This window comes from Pseudoalteromonas xiamenensis (genome assembly GCF_017638925.1).
Lineage (GTDB): Bacteria > Pseudomonadota > Gammaproteobacteria > Enterobacterales > Alteromonadaceae > Pseudoalteromonas > Pseudoalteromonas xiamenensis.
On sequence record NZ_CP072133.1, the window covers coordinates 2046379 to 2072820 of the forward strand.

At 41.0% G+C, this 26442-nt stretch carries 25 protein-coding genes and 1 pseudogene; all 26 read right to left on the bottom strand.

Annotated features, from left to right (window positions below; translation table 11 throughout):
* Positions 1-85: 85 nt before the first annotated feature.
* Positions 86-2234, bottom strand: a pseudogene (locus J5O05_RS09875) (peptidase domain-containing ABC transporter).
* Positions 2231-3475, bottom strand: coding sequence for an HlyD family secretion protein (locus J5O05_RS09880; RefSeq protein ID WP_208841923.1), 1245 nt, complete (start codon positions 3473-3475; stop codon positions 2231-2233). The pseudogene J5O05_RS09875 and the gene J5O05_RS09880 overlap by 4 nt, the downstream one beginning before the upstream one ends.
* Before the next feature lie 236 nt (positions 3476-3711).
* Positions 3712-5070, bottom strand: a complete 1359-nt coding sequence (gene glmU / locus J5O05_RS09885) for a bifunctional UDP-N-acetylglucosamine diphosphorylase/glucosamine-1-phosphate N-acetyltransferase GlmU (RefSeq protein WP_208841924.1) — start codon at positions 5068-5070, stop codon at positions 3712-3714.
* A gap of 643 nt (positions 5071-5713) precedes the next feature.
* On the bottom strand, positions 5714-5878 hold the full coding sequence (locus J5O05_RS09890; protein ID WP_208841925.1) for a hypothetical protein: 165 nt from the start codon (positions 5876-5878) through the stop codon (positions 5714-5716).
* Positions 5879-7134: 1256 nt separating this feature from the next.
* The gene (locus J5O05_RS09895) at positions 7135-7302 is read right to left on the bottom strand and encodes a hypothetical protein (RefSeq protein WP_208841926.1); all 168 of its coding nucleotides are present in this window, start codon (positions 7300-7302) and stop codon (positions 7135-7137) included.
* A 91-nt stretch (positions 7303-7393) separates the two neighbouring features.
* Positions 7394-7594 carry a hypothetical protein gene (locus J5O05_RS09900; RefSeq protein WP_208841927.1) on the bottom strand — a complete coding sequence of 67 codons (201 nt, stop codon included), beginning with the start codon at positions 7592-7594 and terminating at the stop codon, positions 7394-7396.
* A 204-nt stretch (positions 7595-7798) separates the two neighbouring features.
* Complete coding sequence (locus tag J5O05_RS09905) at positions 7799-7900, bottom strand: bacteriocin (protein WP_208841928.1); 102 nt, start codon at positions 7898-7900, stop codon at positions 7799-7801.
* 255 nt (positions 7901-8155) lie between these two features.
* Positions 8156-8311: a hypothetical protein gene (locus tag J5O05_RS09910; RefSeq protein WP_208841929.1), complete on the bottom strand. Its 156-nt coding sequence runs from the start codon at positions 8309-8311 to the stop codon at positions 8156-8158.
* Between the two features lie 39 nt (positions 8312-8350).
* Positions 8351-9274, bottom strand: a complete 924-nt coding sequence (locus J5O05_RS09915; protein ID WP_208841930.1) for an ATP-grasp domain-containing protein — start codon at positions 9272-9274, stop codon at positions 8351-8353.
* Positions 9275-9291: 17 nt separating this feature from the next.
* On the bottom strand, positions 9292-9465 hold the full coding sequence (locus tag J5O05_RS09920; RefSeq protein ID WP_208841931.1) for a hypothetical protein: 174 nt from the start codon (positions 9463-9465) through the stop codon (positions 9292-9294).
* Between the two features lie 1117 nt (positions 9466-10582).
* On the bottom strand, positions 10583-10726 hold the full coding sequence (locus J5O05_RS09925) for a hypothetical protein (RefSeq protein WP_208841932.1): 144 nt from the start codon (positions 10724-10726) through the stop codon (positions 10583-10585).
* A gap of 505 nt (positions 10727-11231) precedes the next feature.
* Entirely contained in the window at positions 11232-11399 is a 168-nt protein-coding gene (locus J5O05_RS09930) for a hypothetical protein (protein ID WP_208841933.1), read from the bottom strand.
* 72 nt (positions 11400-11471) lie between these two features.
* Positions 11472-11600, bottom strand: a complete 129-nt coding sequence (locus J5O05_RS22450; RefSeq protein ID WP_280117638.1) for a hypothetical protein — start codon at positions 11598-11600, stop codon at positions 11472-11474.
* Positions 11601-11621: 21 nt separating this feature from the next.
* Positions 11622-11750, bottom strand: coding sequence for a hypothetical protein (locus tag J5O05_RS22455; RefSeq protein WP_280117639.1), 129 nt, complete (start codon positions 11748-11750; stop codon positions 11622-11624).
* A gap of 17 nt (positions 11751-11767) precedes the next feature.
* Entirely contained in the window at positions 11768-11920 is a 153-nt protein-coding gene (locus tag J5O05_RS09935; protein WP_208841934.1) for a hypothetical protein, read from the bottom strand.
* A 123-nt stretch (positions 11921-12043) separates the two neighbouring features.
* On the bottom strand, positions 12044-12184 hold the full coding sequence (locus J5O05_RS09940; protein WP_208841935.1) for a hypothetical protein: 141 nt from the start codon (positions 12182-12184) through the stop codon (positions 12044-12046).
* A 3444-nt stretch (positions 12185-15628) separates the two neighbouring features.
* The gene (locus J5O05_RS09945; protein WP_208844507.1) at positions 15629-17839 is read right to left on the bottom strand and encodes a peptidase domain-containing ABC transporter; all 2211 of its coding nucleotides are present in this window, start codon (positions 17837-17839) and stop codon (positions 15629-15631) included.
* Positions 17839-19083 (bottom strand): HlyD family secretion protein, encoded by a 1245-nt coding sequence (locus J5O05_RS09950; protein WP_208841936.1) that lies wholly within the window; start codon positions 19081-19083, stop codon positions 17839-17841. Before J5O05_RS09950 ends, J5O05_RS09945 begins: the two co-directional genes overlap by 1 nt.
* Positions 19083-19433: a hypothetical protein gene (locus J5O05_RS09955; protein ID WP_244369555.1), complete on the bottom strand. Its 351-nt coding sequence runs from the start codon at positions 19431-19433 to the stop codon at positions 19083-19085. The genes J5O05_RS09950 and J5O05_RS09955 overlap by 1 nt, the downstream gene beginning before the upstream one ends.
* A 766-nt stretch (positions 19434-20199) precedes the next feature.
* Positions 20200-20676, bottom strand: a complete 477-nt coding sequence (locus tag J5O05_RS09960) for a hypothetical protein (protein WP_208841937.1) — start codon at positions 20674-20676, stop codon at positions 20200-20202.
* Positions 20677-20748: 72 nt separating this feature from the next.
* Positions 20749-20895, bottom strand: coding sequence for a hypothetical protein (locus J5O05_RS09965; protein ID WP_208841938.1), 147 nt, complete (start codon positions 20893-20895; stop codon positions 20749-20751).
* Between the two features lie 574 nt (positions 20896-21469).
* Positions 21470-21667 carry a hypothetical protein gene (locus tag J5O05_RS09970; protein ID WP_208841939.1) on the bottom strand — a complete coding sequence of 66 codons (198 nt, stop codon included), beginning with the start codon at positions 21665-21667 and terminating at the stop codon, positions 21470-21472.
* Entirely contained in the window at positions 21648-23594 is a 1947-nt protein-coding gene (locus tag J5O05_RS09975) for a winged helix-turn-helix domain-containing protein (protein WP_208841940.1), read from the bottom strand. The genes J5O05_RS09970 and J5O05_RS09975 overlap by 20 nt, the downstream gene beginning before the upstream one ends.
* Positions 23595-23732: 138 nt before the next feature.
* Positions 23733-24149, bottom strand: a complete 417-nt coding sequence (locus J5O05_RS09980; RefSeq protein WP_208841941.1) for a F0F1 ATP synthase subunit epsilon — start codon at positions 24147-24149, stop codon at positions 23733-23735.
* Positions 24150-24162: 13 nt separating this feature from the next.
* Positions 24163-25548, bottom strand: a complete 1386-nt coding sequence (atpD, locus tag J5O05_RS09985) for a F0F1 ATP synthase subunit beta (protein WP_208841942.1) — start codon at positions 25546-25548, stop codon at positions 24163-24165.
* Positions 25549-25580: 32 nt separating this feature from the next.
* Positions 25581-26441 (bottom strand): F0F1 ATP synthase subunit gamma, encoded by an 861-nt coding sequence (gene atpG / locus J5O05_RS09990; RefSeq protein ID WP_208841943.1) that lies wholly within the window; start codon positions 26439-26441, stop codon positions 25581-25583.
* Position 26442 lies beyond the last annotated feature (1 nt).

Genomic DNA, 26442 nt, shown 5'->3' on the forward strand with positions numbered 1-26442 from the left:
CTATCTTTCAGGTACAGGAAATCCAGAGCAAAAAAAAAGCAACGTCGTGCGTTGCTTATTAAGTCCAATCTGAAGGAGGAACGTACTAGTAACGTTCCACGCTTTGTTCAGTGTATTTTTTCAATTTAATTTCACGTTGCGCAGAAGCGATGGTTTCTTTTCGATGCGCGATAATCACACGCGTAACTTTGAGTCCAGAGACTGCTTCGTTGATGTCGGACTCCAGTTTGGTGTCCAAATGGCTAGTCGCTTCATCCATAAAGAGCAAGCGTGGGTTTTTATAAAGGGCACGGGCCAAAATAATACGCTGCTTCTGACCACCAGACAGGCTCGAGCTCCATATCCCCAATTAAACTGTCATACCCCATCGGCATTGCACTAATATCATCATGGATAGAGGCAAGCTCCGCACAATAAACAACACGTTCCATGTCCACAGGCGATTCAAAAAACGCGATGTTATCGGACACCGATCCGGAAAACAGCTCATCATCTTGCATTACTGCTGCAATTTGCTGTCGATATTGTCTCGCGCCGATTTGTTGTAACGGAATATCATCGATAAGCACCTCGCCATCGGTTGGTTTGATGAGGCCTAACATAATTTTTAAGAGCGTTGACTTACCACATCCGGACGGCCCTGTGAGCGCGACAGACTCACCTGCTTGAATAGAGAGGTTCACGTCTTTAAGTACAAAGGGCGTTGCGTCTGAATAACGAAAAGACACATTACGAAGCTCAATTTTACCTGTGACCTTGTGCACTTTCATTTGCTTTGGCATCAACTCTTCACGTTCGGTCAGTGCAATATCCGCAATTCGGTCGAAGTGCAGACCGAGCATTTTAAACTCGATGAACTTGTCGATGAGTTTCGCTGTTTTCTCAATGAATTGACGTTTGTAAGCCATAAAAGCAAAGAGCATACCGGTACTAAAACCACCCGCAATCACTAATTTGGCCGCAAGAAAAATCACGACAATGTTTTCAATTCCAAACAAAGCTCGGTTGATTGAGTCGTAACCAATTTGAAAATTACCTAAACGAATGCTTTGATTTATCGCCTTCGCGTAGCGATTTTGCCATTGGCCCTCGCGTTTGACTTCAGAGCCAAACAACTTAATTGTTTGGATCCCTCGTACGGTTTCCATAAAGTTAGAACTTTCTTCAGCTCGAGCCATGATCTCTTGTTCACTGATCGTTCTAAAGGGACGATACATTGCCACCCGAACACCGGCGTAAAGTAATACCGCAGTCAAGACGACAGCCGACAGCGTTGGACTATAGAAAAAGATCATGCCCAATGTAACTAACGCCATTAAACCGTCGATAATCGCTTCAATCACCCCTTGTGTTAGTAATTGCTTCACTTGCTGCAGCGACCCAAAGCGAGACACGATGTCCCCCATGTGGCGCTTTTCAAAGTAAGTTAACGGTAAACGAACTAAGTGGTGAAAAAGATTCGCGCCGAGCTGAATGTTCATTTGATTACCAAAATGCAATAGCGTAAAGCCGCGCAGCGCATTAGTGGCAATCTCAAAACCGAGCACTAAAAAGAACCCAACGGCGAGCACCGTTAAGAGTGATGTATCACCACTCAAAATCACGTCATCAATAACCAATTGGATATAGTAAGGACTTGCCAACGTAAAAATTTGCAGTAACAAAGACAACGAGAAAATCAGTAACAGTGAACGTTTTAAACCCGAGATTTTGCTCCAAAAGTCAGAGAATCGTAGCGACGCCTTTTTCTCTTTCTTCTCGAACTCTTTGGTCGGCATAAGTTCCAACGCAACGCCCGTGAAATGCTTCGACGCTTCCTCCAACGAGAGTCGTTTCTCGCCTTCTGCAGGATCATGAATGATGACGTATTTATCGGTGGCTTTTTTTAGTACGACAAAATGATTCAAATTCCAATGGAGAATGCTTGGCGCTTGCAGCAATTCAAGTTCTTCAAGTTCAATACGCAAAGGTCGGGTGGCTAACCCTAATTTCTCAGCAAAATGCATAATATCAAGGAGCGTACAGCCCTCGATTGAAATACTGAACTTTTGCCGCATCGACACTAAATCACTGTGATAACCATGGTATGCCGCAACCATTGCAAGGCTGGCTAACCCACATTCCGCCGCTTCTGACTGTAAAATGACGGGTAAACTACTTTTGGACCAAAACTCCAGCAAGCTTCGTGGATTATCAAACAAATCTTCGTTTTGTTGTTCTGGTTCCGTACTCATAATTGTCCCTTAATGCTGAAAACAGGATCAAATAACCAACGTAGCAGGCTACGCTCTTCTATCACAATATCGGCATCCAAGGTCATCCCCGCGCGCGCTGGCGTGGCCTTACCATAGGCAGTGACGTTTTGCTCTGCTAATTTAACCACCACACGATACGCAGGCGTTGAGATAATGCCCGGCAAAGCAGCTTCTTCAGGCAAAATCACCGACGCGCTCACTTCAACGATTTGCCCTTCATAAATACCAAACTTCTCGTAAGGGAAAGCATGATAACGAAGACGTGTCGATTGGCCTTCTTTAATAAAGCCATACGCTTCGGTCGGAATGTAAATTACTGCCTGCATTTCACTATGTGTTGGCAAAATACTCAGTAGATTTTGATTGAGGCCCACTTGTTTACCCGGTTTCGCCAAAAGCCCTGTGACTGTACCTGACTTGGGTGCTCGAACTTCAGCCAACCTAAGCTGTTGCGTCGAAGAAAGTTGAATATCCACATCGGCAATTTGAGAATTCAACGAGGCGACTTGTCGCTCGTGTTCAAGGGGCAACGTGGCTAGGCGGCTATCGAGCTGTGAAATCGAGTTCTCAATCGACAGTGACTCATTATGAATAGACGAGGATTGCTGCTCTAAAGCAAGCAGGGTATCTTGCTGACGCGTCAATTCAAGTTCAGATACGTAACCACTGCCTTTCAGTGTACTAATTTGTTCCACAATGCCTTTATTCAGCGCTAAACGTGTTTGAAAAGTATCCGCCTGTTTTCGCAGTTCATCTAAACGAGATACTTGGCTTTGCTTTTCTGCACGAAGTTGCGCCATGTCTAATTCATGTTGCTGTTGAAGTTGTGCAAGCTGCGCCTCAAGAAGTTGTTTTTGAAAGCGATATTGATTGAGTAACCCTTGATTTAGCTCCAAACCTTCAATACTGTGGCGAGCCGACTCTATGCGCAAGATGGGTTGTCCCTGCTCAACCGTATCACCTTCTTTGACCAAGACCTCCGAAATAACCCCCACTTGAGGAGCAAAGAGTTTGAGAACGCCTGTGTTGAGCACAATAAAGCCGCTGACGCGTTCCTTACGTGTGTAATTTCCCCATGCTAAAAAGACGAGAGAAATGATAACAATGAGTACGATGAGTGCAGCCAAACGATAGAAAACAGGCGGCTGAATGAGACTGACCGTTCCTTCAAGTCGGTGAACTTTGTATTCGAATACTTCGCGGCGAAATAAGTTGTCCATAGCTTAATTGGGGTAACATTATTGTTAATATTATTATGCTGAACAACCAATTTACCACGCTCTGCCGGATAAGGGAACGAATTGAGCTTTATAAAGGCTTACAAGACAGAATGACGTTGTAAATCGCAGGCAAACACAATCTAGGAATTAACGTTTTCTCAATAATCGAAGAAACGTTTGTACCGAATAAAACAAAACGCACTCCCGTGCGTTTTGTTTATGTTCAGCCGAGCGGCTTATTTTTTGGTTGGTCGTTGCCAACCATCTAAGTTGCGCTGTTTTGTGCGCGCTACAGCAAGTTGATTATCATCTACCTTCGCGGTTATCACACTGCCAGCTCCAACCGTTGCCATTGCACCAATTTCAACAGGCGCGACCAACGATGAATTTGAACCGATAAAGGCATTATCACCTATGATGGTTTTTGATTTGTTTACGCCATCGTAGTTACACGTGATGGTGCCAGCGCCAATGTTTACTTTCTCACCGACTTCTGTGTCACCTAGATACGTTAAATGGTTTGCTTTTGAACCTTTGCCTAAGCGCGTTTTTTTCATTTCAACAAAGTTACCGACGTGCGAATCCTCTTCCATCACCGCACCTGGGCGTAAACGCGCAAAGGGTCCTAATGTACATTTGGCGCCGACGGTGGCGTCTTCTATCATTGTATTCGCTTTCACAACCGTACCATCGGCGATTTTACAGTTTTTCAAAACACAATTTGGGCCAATCACCACATCGTTACCCAGTTCCACGTGACCTTCAAATATAACGTTCACGTCGATGTGTACATCTTCACCCGTTACAACTGTACCACGTACATCAACGCGTGACGGATCAGCTAATGTCGCACCATTGAGCATCAATGTTTCCGCTTGCCATACTTGGTAAGCGCGCTCAAGTGCCGCAAGTTGTACGCGATTGTTCGCCCCTTCCACTTCCATCGGGTGCTCAGGGTGAGCCGAGGTAATTTCAACGCCTTCAGCGTGTGCCATGGCGACGATATCCGTTAAATAGTATTCGCCTTGCGCATTGTTGTTAGACAATTTGCCCAACCACGATTTCAGCAAGCCACCATTAACCGCCATAATCCCCGTATTAATCTCTTTAATGTTCAACTGCTCAGGCGTCGCGTCCTTTTGTTCAACAATCCCGACTAACTTGCCATTTTCGCGGATCATTCGACCATAACCCATTGGATTTTCTAACACGACCGTTAATACCGCTAATCCTCGTTTTGGCGTCACATCGAGCAAGCGCTGCAATGTATCTTGTTTTGTCAGTGGCACGTCACCGTATAAAATAAGGATTGTTTCATCATCCGCGAAGTGTTCTTTTGCAACCGCCACCGCATGCCCCGTGCCCAATTGCTCCGCCTGCAATACCCAATTGATTTCATTGTGCGCCAATTGTTCTTTTAACTGTTCGCCTCCATGGCCATACACCAAATGCGTTTCCCGTGCACCTAGGGCTTTTGCATTATCAATAACGTGTTGCACCATTGGACGACCAGCAACGGGATGAAGTACTTTTGGTAGTTTTGAGCGCATGCGAGTGCCTTTTCCCGCAGCTAAAATCACTGTTGATAGTGTCATGAACACTAAATCCTTATTTTTTATCGCTTTATTAGCACAAAATGATTCTCTTGGTGTTGTCAGATTTGTCGCGCATGGATACTTAAGTGCAACGAAAGTGGAGAATCACAAAATTTGACCGCTATTGTAGCCAGCTAAGGCGCTTTTTTTAAGTGAAATGTAAGGCTGTTTTACAGGTAAGGCTCTGTGATAAGTGGAATAGGGCCGATTCAATCGCGTTGCGAACAAAATGTGAGTGAATAACTGAATCTATGTCTGTTGAGAACAGACAAGGTGACTGGATTGTGAGTGTTCTTAATTAGAACACCCACATTGCTAAGTTAAAATAAGCTTAAAATAGCTTCAACGAGCGCTTGTTCTGCACCAAAATAATTAGTGTTTACGCCGCCATTCGCCTGTTTCAACTCTTGGGTATTCAATGTACGCATTTTACTTGTTCCTAATTAATTGAACATTTCGCCAACTTCTTGACCGCGCCATGAAACACAACCGCCTGCAACGATGCCACCGGTTACTTCTTTTGATTCTTCTGTTGTTAATGAAAATGGATGCATTTTCGTGTCCTTATTTCTGTTTCTCTAAATTATGCCTAGAAAGGCCCATATTTAAGTGGATGGTCCCGCCAAGTTCCATCCAGCTAAAATTACATTATTTTAAAATCACGCGGGTCGCTGCCATCTTCAGGAATCGCCATCGTTACCATGATAGGACCCCCATTTTCTCTTAGTGCAGATGAAACGAAGCCGTCAGCTACCGAACCGCCTGTAACTTGTGAAGATTGTTCTTTTTGCAAAGAAAATGGATGCATGATTGTTTCCTTATTACATTTAGTGATTGAAATGCCATTATTGGCGTATTTGAGGTCGGTCTACTCCGCCAAGAATGTCCGACCTCTTAATTCGTTATTTAAGTGCGCATTTTTTTGCAGCGCAAGCACATGACGACAGGATGAAAAAGTGGACGTCCTGGTCCAAAGCGCGTAATTCCTTCGCTGAAGTCACCATGTTAAGACTCTTTACGTTGTCGGGGTTTTCGGTGTCATTATCAGGACAAACAAGTCCACTAAACACATCCCCCTCGAAAGTTGATGAAGCCATGTTGGCTTAAAAAAAAGAAAGAATCAAATCAAACAAAAACTGGGTTTTCCATTACATATCAATAAAATAAATTAAAACCTTATCTGCATATAACGACTAATTACGCGGTAAATATCCTTAAAACAAAACGGAAAAATGAAATGTGCGATTCGCAATAAAACAACGATGAAAATTAAGGTTCTCTTCGAGTGAGTTTGTACAGACCACAGCAAACAATGTGCAAGTTCAGCCGTTTTGTCTTGGATTAGATTGATCGTTTGATGTAATTCCGACACTTCAGGGGGCACACTCTCATTCCCAAATTCACTCACGTGAACATTGTTATGAGGCATTCGGTCACCCGCCTCTTTGGCCCCCTCTGAACATGTCTTTTTCATCAATAAATTACGGTTAACAAAGACTGTCGCTTGCCTTCAAGTAACACAACCTAAACGCAATTGCCTGTTTAGACGATGACATGAAATAACACTGTCTATACAGACCAAAATAGTCATCCAATATTGCAGGAATACAGAAGTTAGAGGCAGACATAACGCGTTTATCGACAATCAAAGACGACCAATATGCGCTCTCGGTTCGTTTATACGAGTGAAAGCGGGCGTTAAATTTTAACGTGATTCCACTTATGTTTATCTCATTCGTGATAGTTGGTGGAGTATGTACCATCGGTAGGTGAACACTCGCCTTTTGTCTTGCCTGTGAGATTTGTTAGAGAACGTTCTTTGGCCGGATATAGACTTCGCCTTTTGTTACAAAGGAATAAGTTGCTTCATAGGTAGATGGGGAAAATCAGGATAAAGGTAGTTGATTTCAACTCGATGGTTGTAGCATTACATTGCCGTGCTTTCGGGAAACGATGAGCCAATTCCAATTGGCAAATGTTGTCGTGACAACGTGGCCATTGCAGCCAAGTAGGTAGGTTTAGAGAAGGTTGTCTCCGCCAAGATAAACCTTCTCCACCGAACGATTACATCGTTAGGTCTAGACGTGGATCGTTACCGTCTTCTGGGATTGCTTGCGTTACCACTACTGGGCCGCCCGTTTCTTTTAGTGACATCGTAATTTCTACATTGCCAGCAAAAACGCCGCCAGTAACTTGTGAAGCTTGGTCATTTTTTAGTGAAAATGGGTGCATGTTTGTTTCCTTATTTCTGATTTCTCTTAAGTGCCATAGGCAGTTTTTTTGGGAAGGTTTCTCCGCCAAGATTCACCTTCCCTACGGACGATTACATCGTAAGTTCTAGACGAGGATCGTTACCGTCTTCTGGGATTGCTTGCGTTACCACTACTGGGCCGCCCGCTTCTTTCAGTGACAATGTAATTTCTACACCGCCAGTTTCTTTAAATTCGTATGTTACACAGCCGCCTGCTACAACGCCGCCTGTTACTTGTGATGATTGGTCATTTTTTAATGAAAATGGGTGCATAATAGTCTCCTTATTTCTGATTTCTCAATGGTGCCCTGATGGGCGTTTTAAAGTTGATAGACTCCGCCAAGACTCTTCAACTTTCATTACGTTTAAATTCAAACACGGATTTGAATAAGCTTGCATGTGATAAAACATACTTTATTCTTGCGTGCTTGATGTTTGAGTCCACGTCACTCAAACGTGCTTCATTGCAATCTTTAATTAAAAGAAATTGCGAAGGACTTCAATCAAGTTGTCGATTTCCGTTTGAGCCGGATGACCACCTGAAATAGCTGAAAGCTCATTATTATCGATAGATAACATAGTAACTCCTTAGTTTTGAGCGCCGTGCTCTGCGAATACGACTGTCATACAACCGCCTTCGATGATTCCGCCATTAACTTGTTGCTGTTCTACTTTCGTTAGTGAGAATGGGTGCATTTTGATCTCCTAAATTTGTCTTAAATGCTCTGTATATTTTATTAAAACGGTGGATGATAGGACTCAGACAATCAAATTTTTTGAGCCTATTCATCCCAACCGGTAACACCAATTGTTAACGTGTTTAATGGTTTGCGATTAGTAAGGAATACAATCACCACACACGTAGCCACATGTTTCATTTTGTGACCATGCAACTTTTGGCATGCCGCCGTTAACCTGATCAGTCAATGAAGGTGACATTGCTTGTTTGTTTAGGTTTTTTACTACTGATTTTTTGATAGTTAATTTCATTTGTTTTTCCTCTTGTGTAAGAACTGTGGTTAATAAATTTTAGTGTGATTGACCTAACATATAGTCAATCAAGTATTCGGTTACGGGGATCCCTGACCCTTGCTCAAATCCCATAAACATCGGCGATGGATTGGCCTCCAAAAAGAAATATTCCCCTTGTTCATTGCGACGCCAATCAATGGCCGTCCAATTCAAAAACAGCGTCTTTGTTATGCTAAGAGCCTGTTCTTCTATCTCTTTTGGAGTATCAATTAAAACCAATTCCATCGCCGCATCGTTTCTGAAATCTGCCTGATCACTTTTTAATTCAACTGAAAATACTTTTTGCCCAATCACGTACGTTCGAATATTTGTTCCAGCAATAAACTCCTGTACGGTAATTGGCGATTTTGCCAGCGCACTTGCAACTCGCTCGGAAGCTAAGTGAGCTTCTGTTAGTATTTCCGTATGAGCGCCACCGTACACTGGTTTGAAGATGCTACGCGGTAACATTTCAAACGCTTGGCGAATATCCTCTAAGCAGTTACCTACGTAGGTCTTTGGGATCTTCACACCGAGCCTTCCTACTTTAAGCAATTGAAAAGGCTTTTCTTTATGGTGCTGAAAGGCAGTCCAGCTATTCACCCATTTAGTGCCAGTCTCTAAATGAAACCATGTACGTAGACACGCCAAGCTGTCCTGTGCAGCAATACTGTCTTCGGACATAAAATTGTTGCGAGTAGCCTCATCACTGACTCCAGAAAAATTGCGCCAAAATACGGCTTGAATTTCGCTTAATTCAAGCGACTTGCCTTCCGGTAATGTCAACCGACCTGTACCATCGTTTGGGCAAATACTCAGCTGCGCCTTTTTCGGAAAATCGTAGGTTTGCAACAAATACGCTTCAACGCCACGTAGTTTGAGTTGTTCTAACATATGCATTGCATGCGGATCTTGATGTTGCCCCATAACGATTACTGCCATGACTTACTCCTCGCCGATTAATGGATGTGATGAACATCTAAATAGTCAAAATTGCTGTCGCTAGTATTGAATAAATGGCAATCTGCCGAAGCACTGTCCATCAATAGTGTGTCAATACTGTCCACCGCCATTTGTTTATCTAAAAATCGTGCTAGTTCGTACTCTGAATAAAAGAATTTTTTGTTCGCCATGTTTAAAGCCTTATTTCTTGTCCGACGTTTCTCATCTGAGCACGTAAGGACGTTTAATGATTAACCAATGTCGGGTCCAATTTTCATTTTTAGGTGTTAGTTTATTGCCAAGTTTCTTCACTCGACGGAAACCATCATGACGAACATTTTTATATTTTTCAAACCACCAAAAAATAAGATTAATCTTTAAAACTCATAAACATAGATTGAAATATTATCTTTGTGTAAGTGCTAATTATTGGCTAAATATGGTTGTTTAAGCGTCAGTCTTGATTTTACTTTTATGCACTAAACACAAGAATCTATCCGCGAATTACCTAACTAAAAGTGCTGATGATTAAACGTTTGGTTGTGATGGACTCGAATAGAGTAATCACGCGTTGAAATGGGCGTGTTTTTGAGTTTGGGTACAGTTTCGAGACAGGAGAAACCAAACAGAGAGTGGCTGATTTAACCCCGTTGCTTAAAGCAGATAAAAACAAAGAAATAATGATTGTCTCAAGCCAAATTGATTAGGTGTGACGGCGCTAATACCTCGGTCGAAGAGAAATAATGCGAATGGTGAGCATCGGTCGGCAAAATTGACTACCTCGTTGATAAACAAAAGTAAAAATCACTCTAGTTGAATCACTGTCAAACCCTGCTTTTTTTACTCAGAGCACATTGCAGGTGTTTACATCGTCAATACGTTAGGCCCTTCATCCTTAAAGTAGGCAACAGGGTCAATTATCGCAGCAACGACAAAGTATACTTAGATCGAAAATTGAGACATGTTTGATAGGCCAACTCTTTCATGTACGGCTTTAGTCAAATACGTCGACGAGATAGTGAGAGAAACGTAGAGCGTTTCAATGGAATTTGGCTTTTATCTCAAACTTTTTCGCTTGAAAAAAGAGTGTTCGAAGGAGATCACACAAAGATAGATGACAATGGTGGCGTCAGCTCATACAAAACATAAACATGATACGAACGCTCAACGTTCATTAGGCCTTCGCATAACCATGCTTAAATTAAGAAAGGGAAAAACCTCTTCGACTGTATGAACAATAAACAACGAGTTCATAAGCGCAATAAAAAAGGGAAACTCCTTTTATCGTTTCCCTTTTTAAATTGGAAGTTACTGAGTGATGACCGTATATTCAGTACAGTGTCTGATCCTGGTATCAGTCGCAACGACCCCACCAACCGCATTAGCGGTCTCAGCGTGCGTTACCCGTTTTTCAGATAACCCTTTGATGACTTTCTTCTTTAATTTGAACATCGACTTCCCCATTCGTTGAGGACTTACGAAATGTTCATGACCACGCAACAGGCCACTTGGCAATTCGTTAACTGTTTATCGATCTTAGAACAACCCAAAGCTACTTAAGCTGTTCACGATATCTTCGATACTTTGAGGTAAACCGCCATTTACGGCTACTATATCTTTTACATTAAGTTGTTTCATTACATCACCATTTCAAATTAATTTTTTTGTTGTTCGCAAAGTCACTATGTATCCCGCCTTCAAACGCAAACTATTGAGCAAAACTGATAACTCGATTTTTTATGACCACTTCTAGTGGTAAACAGCGCAACCACCGTAGTAGTCTCCACTAGAGATGCTCTGCGCTTCACTTTTATCGACTAGATACATAGCTTATCTTTCCATTAAAGGTCGCATTCAATTTTTGAATAATCTTCTTTAATTGGATTTAAGCTTCCGCCAGTGACTAATTTCAATTGTTCAACTGTGAGAGTCATTTCTCGCTCCTTTTCTGACAATATTAAACAGGCAATTTCATTGCTTGTTCGTGTGTGAATCGATCGCCGCCGCCACAGCCACATTCCACACCGCATGAAGAGATCACGCCACCGGCCACCGCAGGTGTCGCCGCAAATGGTAGTGAATTACTTACGCTCAGGTTTTTGATTTTCTTTACCGTTACTTTCATTTTAGAAATTCCTTTCAAATAGAGAGAGGCACAAAACCAAATGAGGTTTAAATGCCTAAACAAGTCCGTGGATTAAAATTCAACCAACGTTCTATCGATAGTTTCTCCACAAAAGTGAACAGTTGGAGGGCAACCCCCTGCAACTTGAATTAACGCAGCATCACAATGAAGTTCTTTAAGTTTGATTTTCTTAATTTTCATAAATATTCCTAAGAATTTTGGTTAGTTAGCGAACTCAGGGATTGTTCTATCAAAATCACACCCATGGATAGTAGGAGGACACCCACCTGCAACTTTGCCTAACACAGAATCATTGTTCAGTTCTTTTAGATTTAGTTTCTTAAGTTTCATCTTGTTTTCCTTGTGAATTAGAACGCGATTTGTTCTATCGTTTTTTGGCTATGACAACCACGATACATCGTTGGATCGGTGTGTGTGCCACCCGCGACTTTTTCCGTTAATGAATCAGAGAATTGCTTACCTGATAAACCTTTCATTACTTTTTTATTTAACTTAATCATTTAATGACCTTTATTTTTTAATTAGATCGATCAAGTGTGGAGGTAAACAACCACCTTCAGAGCGGCCACCGTGAACTAAACTTACATTTTCAATATTCAACATAAAAACCTCTTTATATAAAATTAAAGTGCTGCCATTGTGCAGACGCTTTGGCATGAATTTTCAATAATATCGTTTGGTCTATCTACACCTGCTCCAACGACTTTTGCAGCCTCATTGTTCGATAAATTTTTAATCGATTTTTTGCTAACTTTTAACTTCATCGTTATCTCCAACTACATTACACATGGTGTACAAAATACATCGTACAGCCAGAAAATTAGCAACTATTCCCGGACGAGTCAAAAAACACCAAAAACAATAAAAATCATTTAAAATCAATGCGAAACATCAAAAAGTGATTAATACATATCGCAATAGTAACAATAGAAAATTTTTCATTTTCCGCTTAACTGTACCGAACTTATTGATTGAAAATTCAAGTGAGAGAGCGGCGTTCACTTCAATAAGTGGCTGAGCGCCAGTAATCAAAAAAAGAATTATAGTGAACCGTTTTTTATCGAACCGATGCCTTAGCAAACGACATAATAAATATACACAATACATCTACACCTATAGATAAACAGATAAACAGATAAACAGATAAACAGATAAACAGATAAACAGATAAACAGATAAACAGATAAACAGATAAACAGATAAACAGATAAACAGATAAACAGATAAACAGATAAACAGATAAACAGATAAACAGATAAACAGATAAACAGATAAACAGATAAACAGATAAACAGATAAACAGATAAACAGATAAACAGACAAACAGACAAACAGACAAACAGACAAACAGACAAACAGACAAACAGACAAACAGACAAACAGACAAACAGACAAACAGACAAACAGACAAACAGACAAACAGACAAACAGACAAACAGACAAACAGACAAACAGACAAACAGACAAACAGACAAACAGACAAACAGACAAACAGACAAACAGACAAACAGACAAACAGACAAATATACAAGCATAAAAAAAGGAGTGATATCACTCCTTATTCATCAAAATCTCGCTAATCTTTCCGCCAAAAGAGAAGAGAGAATTAGTCCCATTTATATGTGACTTCTAGTGACTCGTTACCTTTGGTGTATTTCACCGTAAGAGAACCCGCACCGTTTACCGCTTGAATGTCGTTTAAAGTTAAAGTTTTCATTGTTTGTACCCTTACCATTGGTATGTAATTTCTAGTGACTCATCGCCTTTCGTGTATTTCACCGAAAATGAAGCTCGCGCCGTTTACCGCTTGAATGTCGTTTAGAGTTAAAGTTTTCATTGTTTGTACCCTTACCATTGGTATGTGATTTCTAGTGACTCGTCGCCTTTCGTGTATTTCACCGAAAATGATTCCGCGCCGTTTACCGCTTGAATGTCGTTTAGAGTTAAAGTTTTCATTATTTGTACCCTTACCATTGGTATGTGATTTCTAGTGACTCGTCGCCTTTCGTGTATTTCACCGAAAATGAGTCTCGCGCCGTTTACCGCTTGAATGTCGTATTGAGTTAAAGTTTTCATTATTTGTACCCTTACCATTGGTATGTGATTTCTAGTGACTCATCGCCTTTCGTATATTTCACCGAAAATGAGCCTGCACCGTTTACCGCTTGAATGTCGTTTAAAGTTAAAGTTTTCATTGTTTGTACCCTTACCATTGGTATGTGACTTCTAATGACTCGTTGCCTTTCGTGTATTTCACCGAAATTGAGCCTGCACCGTTTACCGCTTGAATGTCGTTTAGAGTTAAAGTTTTCATCAATTTCTCCTATGTTTATCTACTTGAGACTTAGTCCCATTGGTATTTGATTTCTAGTGACTCGTTACCTTTGGTGTACTTCACTGTAATTGAACCAGCACCATTTACGGCTTGAATGTCGCTTTGAGTTAATGTTTTCATCGTTTTCTCCCTTACCACTGATATGTGACTTCTAATGACTCGTCGCCTTTCGTGTATTTCACCGAAATTGAGCCTGCACCGTTTACCGCTTGAATGTCGTATTGAGTTAAAGTTTTCATCAATTTCTCCTATGTATATCTACTTGAGACTTAGTCCCATTGGTATTTGATTTCTAATGACTCGTCACCTTTGGTGTACTTCACTGTAATTGAACCAGCACCGTTTACAGCTTGGATGTCGTTTAGAGTTAATGTTTTCATCGTTTTCTCCTTTTTCTATCTATTTGAGACTTAGTCCCATTGGTATGTAATTTGTAGTGACTCGTCGCCTTTGGTGTATTTCACTGAAAATGAACCTGCACCATTTACGGTTTGAATGTCGTTTTGTGTTAATTGTTTCATTTTTGACCTTACAAATTAAAAACTGATTTGAAATCCAACACCGATAGAACCTGTATCTGCGTTGTATTCCACATAGTAATTAACGCCACCAAAAACATGGCCAAGTAGATTTTTATTAATTTCGTTCATCATAAATCCTTATATTAGAAGCTAATTTTGAAACCAACACCAATTGTTCGGTTATCCGCGTTGTACTCGATGTAATAATCAACACCGCCAGAAATCTCACTTAACACAACACCATTAATATCTTTCATAAAACCCCCAAATTAAAATCTAATTTTAAAACCAACACCAATTGTTTTCTTGTCTGCATTGTATTCAATGTAATAATCAACACCACCAGAAACCAATGCTACGTTCGAACTATTTAATTCAATCATTTAAATCCCCAAATTAAAATCTAACAGTAATACCAAAGCCAACCGAACCAGTATCAGCATTATATTCAACATAATACCCAATACCGCCACTCACTTCTTTTACACTTTCTAAACTTAATAAATTCATTTTTAAACCTTATTCACAAAATTGATGTTCAATGATGTCACAGCTGTTACCTATTGGACTTTGTCCACCTGCAACACTTTCTTTAAAGACCAGCTCTATCATGGCAATCACCTAAAGAATTTTTTCAAATTCAGCAAACTCTTCACCGCAGTGTTCGCAATAACTTCCACCAAAAACGTCTTTTAAATTAAGTAACTCTTTCATAAAATCCTCTTTTCAAAAACCAATTAATTAAAGAAGTCTCGTGGATCACAAGGGTCATCATATTCACGACCAGCTCCACCAAATACATCATTAATTTCAAAATCATTTAGTAAGTACATTTTCAACTCCTCTCTATCGAATATATTCTTCAATGTCTGGACACATAGGTACATCATCACCAGATTCACCACCAGACACTTTTTTAAGACTAAGTAAAGTTAATGTTTTCATAATAAACCTTCTACATTCAGCAATTTAAAATAAAAAATAGACAACAAATTAAGATAACAGCAAATTACCGAATAAATTTAAAACTGCCTATTTTAGTTTTATCTAGTTTGGTAGCTGATTCCAAAGCTTGGTTTGGTCAAGTCTTGGATCGTAGTTCTGACCACCAGAAACTAGATTTAACGCTGTAATTTCTTTCATGACTTTTTCCTTTTATAAAAAGTAGAAACTTAAAAATCAGAAAAGAAAGCTTAATTAAAAATATAAAGGAGACTTTATCTCGCAACCTTATTACACTTTTTGATTTAAGCTTATCTCCGCCAAGATTTAAGCTTAAATTTAAATTAACACACAAAACCAAAATGTCAACAGATTATATTATTAATTTTTACATTATATAAATATAAAAATTACGCCATTAAAAAATCACCACTAGAACTAGTATTTTCACAAAATTCTTTTTTAATACATAAACTAGGTTTTATCTTATTGGATATTCGCCCGTCTAAATTAGGCTTGTCGACATCGATTGCATCACCATACCGAAGTTCTACCACTCTATCTGCACTGGCAATCGTCTCGGGCCTATGAGCAATGATAATTCGAGTAATATCGAGCCGTTTAACCGCCTCATTTACCGAGCTTTCCAACCGCGTATCCAGATTACTCGTTGCCTCATCCATGAACAAAATCTTTGGTTTTCGATATAAGGCCCGAGCAAGAAGTAGCCGTTGTATTTGCCCGCCTGACAATGCAGCCCCCATATCACCTACAAGCGAGTTGTAACCCATGGTCATTTTGGCTATGTCGTGGTCAATTGCCGCGATTTTCGCAGCCCATCGAACCCGCTCCATATCCATATTGGGGTCAAAGAAGCAGATATTATCCGCGATGGAACCTGAGAGTAGTTGATCATCTTGCATGACTGCGGCTATCTGTCCTCGGTAATGTCCGAGCCCGATTTGTCGGATATCCACTCCATCTACAAGTACCTTGCCTGAGTCCGGTTCAAATAAGCCCAGCATTATCTTTGCCAGCGTCGTCTTGCCACAGCCGGAAGGACCAACGATGGCGATAGACTCTCCTGCTTTTATTTTTAAATTCAAATTTCGAAATACTGGGTCTTCTTTTTTATTGTATCGATACTGAATATTCTGCAATTCAATCTCGCCGGACAGTTCTCGGCTCTTAACTTTGCTCTCAATATCACTCTCTTTGTCAGAAAGCGAAATATCGGCAAGTCGATTAAAGTGCAGACTAAGCATTTTAAATTCGATCATTTTCTCAATAAGGCTTGCCATCTTTTCTATAAACTGTCGCTTGTATGCCATAAAAGCGAAAAGCATCCCAACGGTAAGGTCCCCACTCATCACTAAAAGTGCAGCAAAATAAACCACCAGCACATTTTCTAAGCCAAAGATCATTTTATTAAATGCTTCGTAGCCGATATTTAGATGTCCGACTCGGATCCCTGCGTTTAGGCTGTCTGCAAATTTGTTGTGCCAAACACTTTGTCGCTGTACTTCTCTGCCGAACAACTTGATCGTTTGAATACCACGTACGGTTTCCATAAAGTTAGATTGTTCTTTCGCTTGATTGACTATCACTTCTTCTGACATTTGACGAAGAGGTCGATACATTGCAATGCGAAACACGGCATAAATGGTGGTAGCGATAAGTACAACCACACTTAATTTGGGACTATAAATAAAGATCATCACAAGTGTTGCAATGGCCATCACACCATCAATTAACGCTTGGATCACACCGGTTGTAAGTAGTTCTTTCACCTTTTGCAAAGAGCCAAAACGTGAAACCACATCACCAATGTGACGTTTTTCAAAATATTGCAGCGGAAGTCGCACTAAATGATGGAATAAGTTTGCGCCTAGTTGAATACTCATCAGGTTGCCAAAATGCAGCAACAGAATACTACGTACGGCCCCGGTCACCATTTCAATCATTAACAGTAGCCCAAATCCAAGCGCTAAGATGGCCAACAAATTCTGGTCGTAACTTAGTACCACTTCATCAACTACCAATTGCATATAGTAAGGACTTGCTATCGCAAAAACCTGTAACAATAGGGAAAGTAAAAACACTTTGCCCAAGGTTGATTTTAGTCCTGTTACCTTGCTCCAAAAGTCAGATAGCTTTAAATTGACTCGGGTATCTTCCGATTTGAACTCTTCAGTTGGATTGAGCTCCAATGCAACACCCGTGAAGTGCTTCGAAAACTCAGCCATGGTGTATTTGCGGTAACCAAGGCCAGGATCATGAACTTCAACCGAGTCTCTATTTACTTTTTTAAGTACCACAAAGTGGTTCATATCCCAGTGCAAAATGCAGGGCGTTTTCAGCTGAGGAAGGTGTTCCATTTCGAGTCTTAACGCTCGTGAACTCAACTTCAGTTTGTCCGCTATTTGCATCAGCTCTTCTAAGTTAGCGCCTTTGAGTGAGATTTCATGCGCTTGGCGAAGCGTTGTAAGATCCGTCTGGTAGCCATGAAATGCGGCAACCATTGCTAGACTGGCTAACCCACATTCAGCCGCTTCGGTTTGAATGATCACTGGCAAACGTTTTTTGCCGCTGAATTTAAGCAAATGCATCGGGTTTTCCATCATATGGCTCCTTTCATGCTGTAAAACGGTTCAAATAACCACTCAAAAAGTGTTCGACTATCAACCATAATGTCGGCTTCTAATAGCATTCCTGCTTGCAATGGCACTGATGCACCATAGGCTTTCGCATTTTGTGAATCTAACTTCACAATGACTTGGTATACAGGCTCTTGCAGACGCACGGGCACTGTTGCCTCTGTTGGAAGGAGAATAGATTTAGACACTTTTACAATTTCTCCTTCATAAATCCCAAAACGTTGGTATGGAAACGCTTGATAACGGATCCGTGTAGATTGGCCAGTTTGCACAAATCCATAAGCTCGCGTAGGAACAAACAGCACCGCTTCTAAATCCGAGTTTGCCGGGAGAATCGTCATCACCGGTGTCGAGGGCTGAACGACCATGCCAGGTTTTATTTGCAAATTAGACACGATGCCATCGCGCAGGCTTCGCACTTCAAAGCTTTGTTGTGCGACAGCTTGCGCCAATTGTTGATTAATGTTTGCCAACTGCGACTGCAACTGCGACAACGCTTCTTCTTCTTGGATAGGTAATTGAGTATTTTCAAACTCGAGTTGGCTGACTTGCTCTTCTAAGCTAAATATACGGCTTTGTAATTCCTGCTTTTGCTGCTGCAATGCCAACAAGCTATCCGTTAGACTTTGATAATCGGTCTGTGAAACAAAGTTTTGCTTCATTAGAACAGTTACGTCTTCTACTCTTTTCTTACTTAATAATTCACGTTCAGAGAGTAATTGGTGTTGCTTTCTAGTCTGCTCTAACTGCAACTTTGCCGAGGCAATTTGTGAGACGAGTTTGTCTTTATTCACGGAAAACAATTGCTTTTGATTGACTAAATTGGCTTCGAGCAACTGTTTTTGCTTTCCTAGCTCTTCGCTAATGAACACATTCATGTCCAATCCGGTGTTGAGCAATCGTTCCATCCGCACCCTCGCGAGCAGTTGGCCCTTACGAACATGCTGGCCTTCTTCAACGAGCAGCTCATCAATGGTGCCCATATTAATCGGATAAACTTTGCTCAAACCTTGAGAAGGTTGTAGGTAACCTGCTACCACTTCTTTGCGATGATATTCACCCAAGAATAGATAACTGCAGGCAATCACCACAATGGCCACAATGAGTGCCAATATCCAATTGAATGACATGTGTGTTGCGATAGTCACTTCACCATCTAACTTTTGTCCTTGATGTTGGATGGCTTCTTTACGAAATAAATCAGACATTACAACACCATTGATTCAGGTAGAGGATTGCTACTGTATACACACCAGTTGTCATCCGATTTAACCAAAGTATGGATATTGCTGGAACGCTTTGTACGAGCTTCGCCTTCAATCGTGGCTTCAAACACTAATTGATCTCGCACGATAAGAAGCTCGTCTTGTTTTGCAAGCAACGAGACATCCATCAATTTCAATTCAAAGCTGAATTGTTTTCGCATCGCCTCAAATTGCTGCTTGTTCGTTTCGCCAAGTGGCGAATTGGGAAAATAAAAAGCATCAAGATCAGCGAGGTCGCCACGACTTATTACTGAATAGTAGTTGTCAAAATATTCTCTCAACGTCATTGCCATCTTAGTCACCTTGCCTCACGCCTTCTTATCGTTGTTAAAACTTGTCCGTTGTATCGAACGTCTTGTTGGTATATTGGCGAAACGAATAACGAAAATCAAAAACATGAAAAAATTGGTTTTTCTTTTATTTTCTGACAGTTAACTTAAAATATTATCTTGAGATATTGACAACCTTTGCTTTGATTAGAAGCGTTAAAGAAGTGAAAACCGAAATTGATAAGCGTCTCGATGCAAATTATTATTTCGCAGAGTGAAAGAATTCAAATTTAACGGTGCGGTCACCCTACCACTCAGTTTCGATAAAGCGAAATGGGCGTACCTTTAGTGAGTAAAGGGGCGATGCGAAGAGCGTACCAAGGTCACATTGCAGAAAACACGTTGGATGTGACGTTGATGCTTCACGCTCTCGATCAAGTTGTTCTGTCGCTCAATAGTTCATGCCGAGTACCCATATGCATCCTCTAGCTCCTTAAAATGAAGATCAAAATACGGGGCATCTTTTGACTTATACTGGCGATACTAAATACAAGGGGCTTTTGGAAAGTAGCGAATGTATAGCCGTTGAATTTAACTCCCTCAACAACTGAAAATGCCGTGATGAGTTATCGTGTTATTGCACCGGAATACCAAAAGAAGTAAATGCAGCAATTAGGGATTTTCCAATGGTGACATTAAGTAAGTATCAGAAAAGTGTATTTTAATTTGGATGTTTGTGGGGTTTGAAAGTGGGAAAGGACATAAAAAGGATATTGAAATATCTGGGCTACTAATTTAGCCCAGACGTTTCACAATGTTCGTGCATGGCCTGCATAGAAAGATGCTTAAACTCGTTCAACCGCTCGTTTCCTGCGAGTTCTCCTTGAAAAAACATCCAATTTCCTTGCTTACGCACAAAGGTTACTTCTACCGCGCGACCATCAATACACAGCTTTGATAAACTACCTACTTGAAACTGCGTAGTGTTATCCGCCAGCACACCTTGAATGATATTCGGTTTTATGCCAACCAATAACTCACCTTCATCAAAGGACTCTTTCTTTATAACCTGAAAGGCAGAGCCTGAAAATGAAGCGACTATAGTTTTATGCTTTCCCTTTGCATCACAATAGCTTAAAACCTTATCATTGACTTGAACTTCGTCATCAATATCAATAAACCTCTGAATACAATTTCCCTTTTCTGAAGCAAAAATGTACTCATTTTGAGGTTCAATCAGTGTAGGTGTGCTACTCACCAATGCCATGTGTAGAATTATATTGCTCAGCATAGCCTATTGCCTCCATTCTTGAGCAGCAAACATCTCCCTACAATAAGATTATGCCTGTGTGCGTGAAGGCTCAGTTTTCGTTGAGTGCGAGATATCTTCAAGTCCACCACCAATTTTGTGTGTGTGTTTAGCATTAATTAGTGATGCATCAGAAAGTTGCTTTAGTGATTTCTTTTTAAGAGTCAATTTAAACATTGTGTATTTCCTTTTAATTAAAGTTGGTATTTCGTTTTGTTAATTTCGTTTAACTGACAACAAAGTTACCGACAAAAATCAAATTAGACTAGTTATCAAACCTTATAAATCACCGTAACTTTTTGCGGTAATATACTGATTTTAAAACACAAAAAACAACATTATTAATTAATGAGACATAAGTGTTGATTTTTTCTATTGATTTGATAGATTGATTACTCCTTATTACATCTGCATTTCTCGCATTTGTATTGCCCAAAGCACCGCCATGCTTTGGGCGTTTCTTCAATACCTCTCATACAAAATGATGAATTATATTCCATTCAAGATATCTCAATTAACGTACGTGTTCCTAAAGTGTCTAAAGTAGACTTGTGAAGTGTTAAATATGCTTAAAAGACTCGAGTAAATGTAGGCATACTAGATTTGCTATAGTGCTCACACACAACGAACAAGATTGGATTGTTTAAAGGAGACATTAAAACCATTATGGAAAAATGGCTAAAAGGGAAATAGTAGAGTCTGGCATAAAGGCATCGCGAGGCAATGCCCTTATACACGACATTATGCGGGTTTACTGCTCTGGCATCGCCATTAACATTAAATTTGACTTTGTTTCAACGGTTCCAACGTACAACTTATTGTCCGAAGAAGACCATTCAATACTCGTAATTAGCTTATCAACAAGCTGACTTAACTTCCTTAATGAGAGCGGTTGAATAGCCAAATCCAACTGATACAGTCCATAACCATCACTGTATAAGAGCCTCATTCCCTTTGATAGTGAAAAGGTGTTTGTAGGTTTTATTTTCGAAACCGGATAACTCAAGCTCATTTTCAACATCAAACGACGAGTTGAGTATCTCTAGCTTGTTTTCAGAATTGAAGATAACGTATTTATCATCACCAACAAAACCAAACCACTGAAGGTTATTAACCGGAAAACTAATTAGCTGATTCGTTTTTGTTTCATAAAGTACGGATGTACTTGGTGCCCGCACATCTAAATGCATAATCAGCCCCAAATAGCCTTCTTTTGCGTAGAAGGCGTCCACAATACTTTCTTCCAGCAACTTCTCCTGAACAATTGTGCCGGTACTGATATCAAGTTGCTTAATAAAATGCTCACCTATCAAAAACAAACTTTGATTATCATCACCAAAAATAAGTTGCTTTACCCCTTTGGTATCCGTATTGATTGTTGTTCTCTGATCACCCGTAACTAAAACAATGCTTCTATTCATCTTTGACCCTGCAAGGTAGGCTTGCGTGGAGTTACGGCTTGTAAACGCAAACTCCTTAATGTCATTTGTCGCAAAGCTTGTTAATTGTTGGGAATCCATGTCCATTGTATATATGTCCCACTCTCTGGAACCAGTAAACGCTAACACTTTCATTTCTGACATCAATAACGCGTAATAGAAATCTTCGTTCGACAAAGGAATCACAGATTCAATCGCATTCTTACCATTTATGTCATACCGGAAAAATTTATTTTCATTACTGTTAAACCAAGTCAAGAAACGGCCATCCACGATATTTGCGGCCCAAATTCTTTGTGATTGAACGGCTAGCTTTTGGGCTTCCATGCCTTCAATATCAGTGACAAAAAGTTCAGATTGATCCAGTTGAACACGTTCGAAATAAAGCTTTTCATTTTGCGCATCAAAATAAAGTAATTTGTCTCCAAATGAGTTTACGTTTGGTGATGTAATTTGAAATTCATCCCCATTTTTTAAATCTCGAAGCACCAGTACCGATAATTCTGGATTTCCTCGATATCCATATCGTTCATAAATAAGCTTATCGTTGAAACCTGCGACCATTAGCTGATTCGGGTCGCATTCCATCACCTTTTCGTGCTTGTGTTCTGGTGCACTGTAATCCATTTTCCAAAGTTCACATTGCCGATTATCACCAGCCTTGAAAGACATGTAATACAGCACATTGTTGGTTGAAGACCAACCCAATGCTTCAAGTTGCTTGCCCGGTAAAGCCACTTTATCTTCTTTTCCGGAGGCAAGATCTCTGAGAATAAGATGTTGGTCCTTGGAATTTCTTGGAACATAAGAAAAAGCTAATTTGTGTTGAGATGGGTGTAATTTGGGAAGAAAGTAGTTTCCTTCAAGCCATGACAAAATGTTCTCACGGTATTTAACTGTAATATCGGATGCAATAATTGGCTGAGGCTCAGTTTTGACTAAAGTAGTTTGAAAATACACAGCTAAACATACGACAAACAATAAAACACTTGCCGCGATGTAATACCAATGATGTGAACGTGCAGGCTTTAATTCATTTTGAGGACGAGATGCCGAAATGTTAGGTGTTACATTGGCGGTCACGACAACATCATGATATACGATGTCGCGTTCAAGAAAGAAACTATACCCTTTGCGGTAATGTGTTTTTATGACTATGCCGCGTTGCTTATTGGATTTAAGTACTCGCCTTAGCTCAGACATCGCACGGTTAATCGCATTGTCATCTACGTACTTTTGACACCAAACATCGTCAACTAAATCCTGTCGCGTAACAATGCGGTCATTATTAATAATCAAATAGCACAAAATCTTGAACAAAAGGGGTTCAAGCTCTCGCTCATACTCGCCATCGCTGATAGTTTGTCTCTTAGGGTCTAATACCCAAGCGCCAAACTTCACTTCTTTTACTGTTCTTGAAAAACTGACTTCATTCATAATAGCAATAGATTTTTAACGTTTAGTAATCTACACCTAGCATCATTCTAACGATTTTTCCGATATTTAAAACAGTTTACAATATATGAGGCAAAAAAAAACCCGCTCAGTGAGCGGGTTTTTCGATAAAGTGTAAGCTTACTTACGTAGCTGGCTGATGATGCGTAGCTGTGCAACTGCTTCTGCAAGCTGTACCGCAGCTTCATGGTAGTCAAGCTCAGAGGCATTCGAAGATGCCATCTGCGCTTCAGCTTCGCGCTTTGCCGCTTCAGCAGCTTGCTCATCAAGGTCTTCGCCACGCATTGCAACGTCTGCAAGTACCGTTACGCCTTTTGGAAGAACTTCCAGCGTACCACCTGCAACGTAGACGATGTTTTCTGCACCGTCTGCTGTTACGTAACGTACCATACCAGGCTTCAGGGTGGTCAATAGTGGCGCGTGACCTGGGTGGATACCCAATTCACCTTCACTACCAGTCACTTGAATCGAAGCAACATCACCTGAAAACAGGCTTTTTTCAACGCTTACGACATCAAGATGTACAGTCATTGTCATAACGACCCCCTAATTACATGTTTTTAGCTTTATCGATCGCTTCGTCGATTGAGCCAACCATGTAGAAAGCTTGCTCTGGAAGATCATCATAGTCACCGCCTAGGATGCCTTTGAAACCAGAGATAGTGTCTTTCAGTGAAACGTACTTACCTGGTGAACCAGTGAATACCTCAGCAACGAAGAACGGCTGTGATAGGAAACGCTGGATCTTACGAGCACGTGTTACAACAAGCTTGTCGTCGTCTGAAAGCTCATCCATACCAAGGATGGCGATGATGTCTTTCAACTCTTTGTAGCGTTGTAGTAGTGTTTGTACACCACGCGCTGTGTCGTAGTGTTCTTGACCGATTACTAATGGGTCAAGTTGGCGTGACGTTGAGTCAAGTGGGTCTACCGCAGGGTAGATACCAAGTGCTGCGATATCACGTGAAAGTACTACTGTCGCGTCTAAGTGAGCAAACGTTGTTGCTGGTGACGGGTCAGTTAAGTCATCCGCAGGTACGTATACCGCTTGGATTGACGTGATTGAGCCTGTCTTAGTCGACGTGATACGCTCTTGAAGCACACCCATCTCTTCAGCTAGTGTTGGTTGGTAACCTACTGCTGAAGGCATACGGCCTAGAAGTGCTGATACTTCAGTACCCGCTAGTGTATAACGGTAGATGTTATCAACGAAGAATAGTACGTCACGACCTTCGTCACGGAACTTTTCTGCCATTGTAAGACCAGTCAAAGCAACACGTAGACGGTTACCTGGTGGCTCATTCATCTGACCGTATACTAGAGATACTTTGTCTAGTACGTTTGAGTCATTCATTTCGTGATAGAAGTCGTTACCCTCACGTGTACGCTCACCAACACCCGCGAATACTGAGTAGCCGCTGTGCTCGATAGCGATGTTACGGATAAGTTCCATCATGTTTACGGTTTTACCTACACCCGCACCACCGAATAGACCTACTTTACCACCCTTCGCGAATGGACATACTAAGTCGATTACTTTGATACCAGTTTCTAGTAGTTCTACCGAGTTGCTTTGGTCTTCGTAGCTTGGTGCTTCACGGTGGATTGACCAACGCTCTTCTTCACCAATTGGACCAGCTTCATCAATCGCGTCACCAAGTACGTTCATGATACGACCTAGTGTCGCTGTACCTACTGGAACTTTGATTGGCTCGCCAGTACCTTGTACTTGCGCGCTACGACGTAAACCGTCTGTAGTACCAAGTGCGATTGCACGTACTACACCGCCACCTAACTGTTGTTGAACTTCTAAAGTCAAACCAGCTAGGTCGCCGTCTGTTACTTTTAGTGCGTCATATACGGCTGGCACGTTGTCTTGTGGAAACTCGATGTCCACAACGGCGCCGATAATTTGGACGACCTTACCTAAACTCATGTCTATTCCTCTTAATAAACTTTGCCGAAGCGTTACACAGCAGCCGAGCCAGCCACAATCTCACTGATTTCTTGTGTGATTGCCGCTTGACGCGCCTTGTTATATTTCAATTGCAGTTCGTCCATAATGTTGCCTGCGTTATCTGTTGCGGCTTTCATCGCAACCATACGCGCGGCTTGTTCTGACGCTGCATTTTCTACCACGCCTTGATATACCTGAGATTCGATAAAACGAACCATCAACGTTTCCAGAATTGGCTCTGGATCCGGCTCATATAGGTAGTCCCAAGAGTGAGATGAAATTTGCTGCTCTGCTTTTGGCAAAGGCAATAGCTGATCGATAGTTGGCTCTTGCTTCATTGTGTTAACGAATTTGTTATACACAACGTATAAACGGTCAATCTTGCCTTCTTCGTATGCATCAAGCATTACTTTCACAGGACCGATAACGTCCTGAACAGAAGGTGCTTCACCTAACCCAGCCGTTTTGGCAAGTAGATTACCGCCAAAGCGTTTGAAGAAGCCTGACGCTTTACCACCAATGGTAGCAAACTCAGCGTCTACGCCTTTCTCTTTCCACGCTTTAACGTGTTGAACTACACGCTTAAACTCATTCGCGTTTAAGCCGCCACATAGACCACGGTCGGTAGAGACAACGATGTAACCTACGCGTTTCGCATCACGTTCTTCTAAGAACGGGTGACGAAACTCGAGATTAGCTTGAGCAACATGACCGATCACCTTGCGAATACCATCTGCATATGGACGGCTTTGTGCCACACGGTCTTGCGCCTTTTTCATTTTAGACGCAGCAACCATTTCCATTGCGCTGGTGATCTTTTGAGTATTCTTGATACTCCCGATCTTGCTTTTTATCTCTTTTCCGCTGGCCATG

Coding starts and splice junctions, on each gene's coding strand:
- J5O05_RS09880 (WP_208841923.1), bottom strand. CDS start 3,475: ATGGACAACTTATTTCGCCGCGAAGTATTCGAATACAAAGTTCACCGA.
- glmU (WP_208841924.1), bottom strand. CDS start 5,070: ATGACACTATCAACAGTGATTTTAGCTGCGGGAAAAGGCACTCGCATG.
- J5O05_RS09890 (WP_208841925.1), bottom strand. CDS start 5,878: ATGCATCCATTTTCTTTGCAAAAAGAACAATCTTCACAAGTTACAGGC.
- J5O05_RS09895 (WP_208841926.1), bottom strand. CDS start 7,302: ATGCACCCATTTTCACTAAAAAATGACCAAGCTTCACAAGTTACTGGC.
- J5O05_RS09900 (WP_208841927.1), bottom strand. CDS start 7,594: ATGCACCCATTTTCATTAAAAAATGACCAATCATCACAAGTAACAGGC.
- J5O05_RS09905 (WP_208841928.1), bottom strand. CDS start 7,900: ATGTTATCTATCGATAATAATGAGCTTTCAGCTATTTCAGGTGGTCAT.
- J5O05_RS09910 (WP_208841929.1), bottom strand. CDS start 8,311: ATGAAATTAACTATCAAAAAATCAGTAGTAAAAAACCTAAACAAACAA.
- J5O05_RS09915 (WP_208841930.1), bottom strand. CDS start 9,274: ATGGCAGTAATCGTTATGGGGCAACATCAAGATCCGCATGCAATGCAT.
- J5O05_RS09920 (WP_208841931.1), bottom strand. CDS start 9,465: ATGGCGAACAAAAAATTCTTTTATTCAGAGTACGAACTAGCACGATTT.
- J5O05_RS09925 (WP_208841932.1), bottom strand. CDS start 10,726: ATGTTCAAATTAAAGAAGAAAGTCATCAAAGGGTTATCTGAAAAACGG.
- J5O05_RS09930 (WP_208841933.1), bottom strand. CDS start 11,399: ATGAAAGTAACGGTAAAGAAAATCAAAAACCTGAGCGTAAGTAATTCA.
- J5O05_RS22450 (WP_280117638.1), bottom strand. CDS start 11,600: ATGAAAATTAAGAAAATCAAACTTAAAGAACTTCATTGTGATGCTGCG.
- J5O05_RS22455 (WP_280117639.1), bottom strand. CDS start 11,750: ATGAAACTTAAGAAACTAAATCTAAAAGAACTGAACAATGATTCTGTG.
- J5O05_RS09935 (WP_208841934.1), bottom strand. CDS start 11,920: ATGATTAAGTTAAATAAAAAAGTAATGAAAGGTTTATCAGGTAAGCAA.
- J5O05_RS09940 (WP_208841935.1), bottom strand. CDS start 12,184: ATGAAGTTAAAAGTTAGCAAAAAATCGATTAAAAATTTATCGAACAAT.
- J5O05_RS09945 (WP_208844507.1), bottom strand. CDS start 17,839: ATGGAAAACCCGATGCATTTGCTTAAATTCAGCGGCAAAAAACGTTTG.
- J5O05_RS09950 (WP_208841936.1), bottom strand. CDS start 19,083: ATGTCTGATTTATTTCGTAAAGAAGCCATCCAACATCAAGGACAAAAG.
- J5O05_RS09955 (WP_244369555.1), bottom strand. CDS start 19,433: ATGGCAATGACGTTGAGAGAATATTTTGACAACTACTATTCAGTAATA.
- J5O05_RS09960 (WP_208841937.1), bottom strand. CDS start 20,676: ATGGCATTGGTGAGTAGCACACCTACACTGATTGAACCTCAAAATGAG.
- J5O05_RS09965 (WP_208841938.1), bottom strand. CDS start 20,895: ATGTTTAAATTGACTCTTAAAAAGAAATCACTAAAGCAACTTTCTGAT.
- J5O05_RS09970 (WP_208841939.1), bottom strand. CDS start 21,667: ATGAGGCTCTTATACAGTGATGGTTATGGACTGTATCAGTTGGATTTG.
- J5O05_RS09975 (WP_208841940.1), bottom strand. CDS start 23,594: ATGAATGAAGTCAGTTTTTCAAGAACAGTAAAAGAAGTGAAGTTTGGC.
- J5O05_RS09980 (WP_208841941.1), bottom strand. CDS start 24,149: ATGACAATGACTGTACATCTTGATGTCGTAAGCGTTGAAAAAAGCCTG.
- atpD (WP_208841942.1), bottom strand. CDS start 25,548: ATGAGTTTAGGTAAGGTCGTCCAAATTATCGGCGCCGTTGTGGACATC.
- atpG (WP_208841943.1), bottom strand. CDS start 26,441: ATGGCCAGCGGAAAAGAGATAAAAAGCAAGATCGGGAGTATCAAGAAT.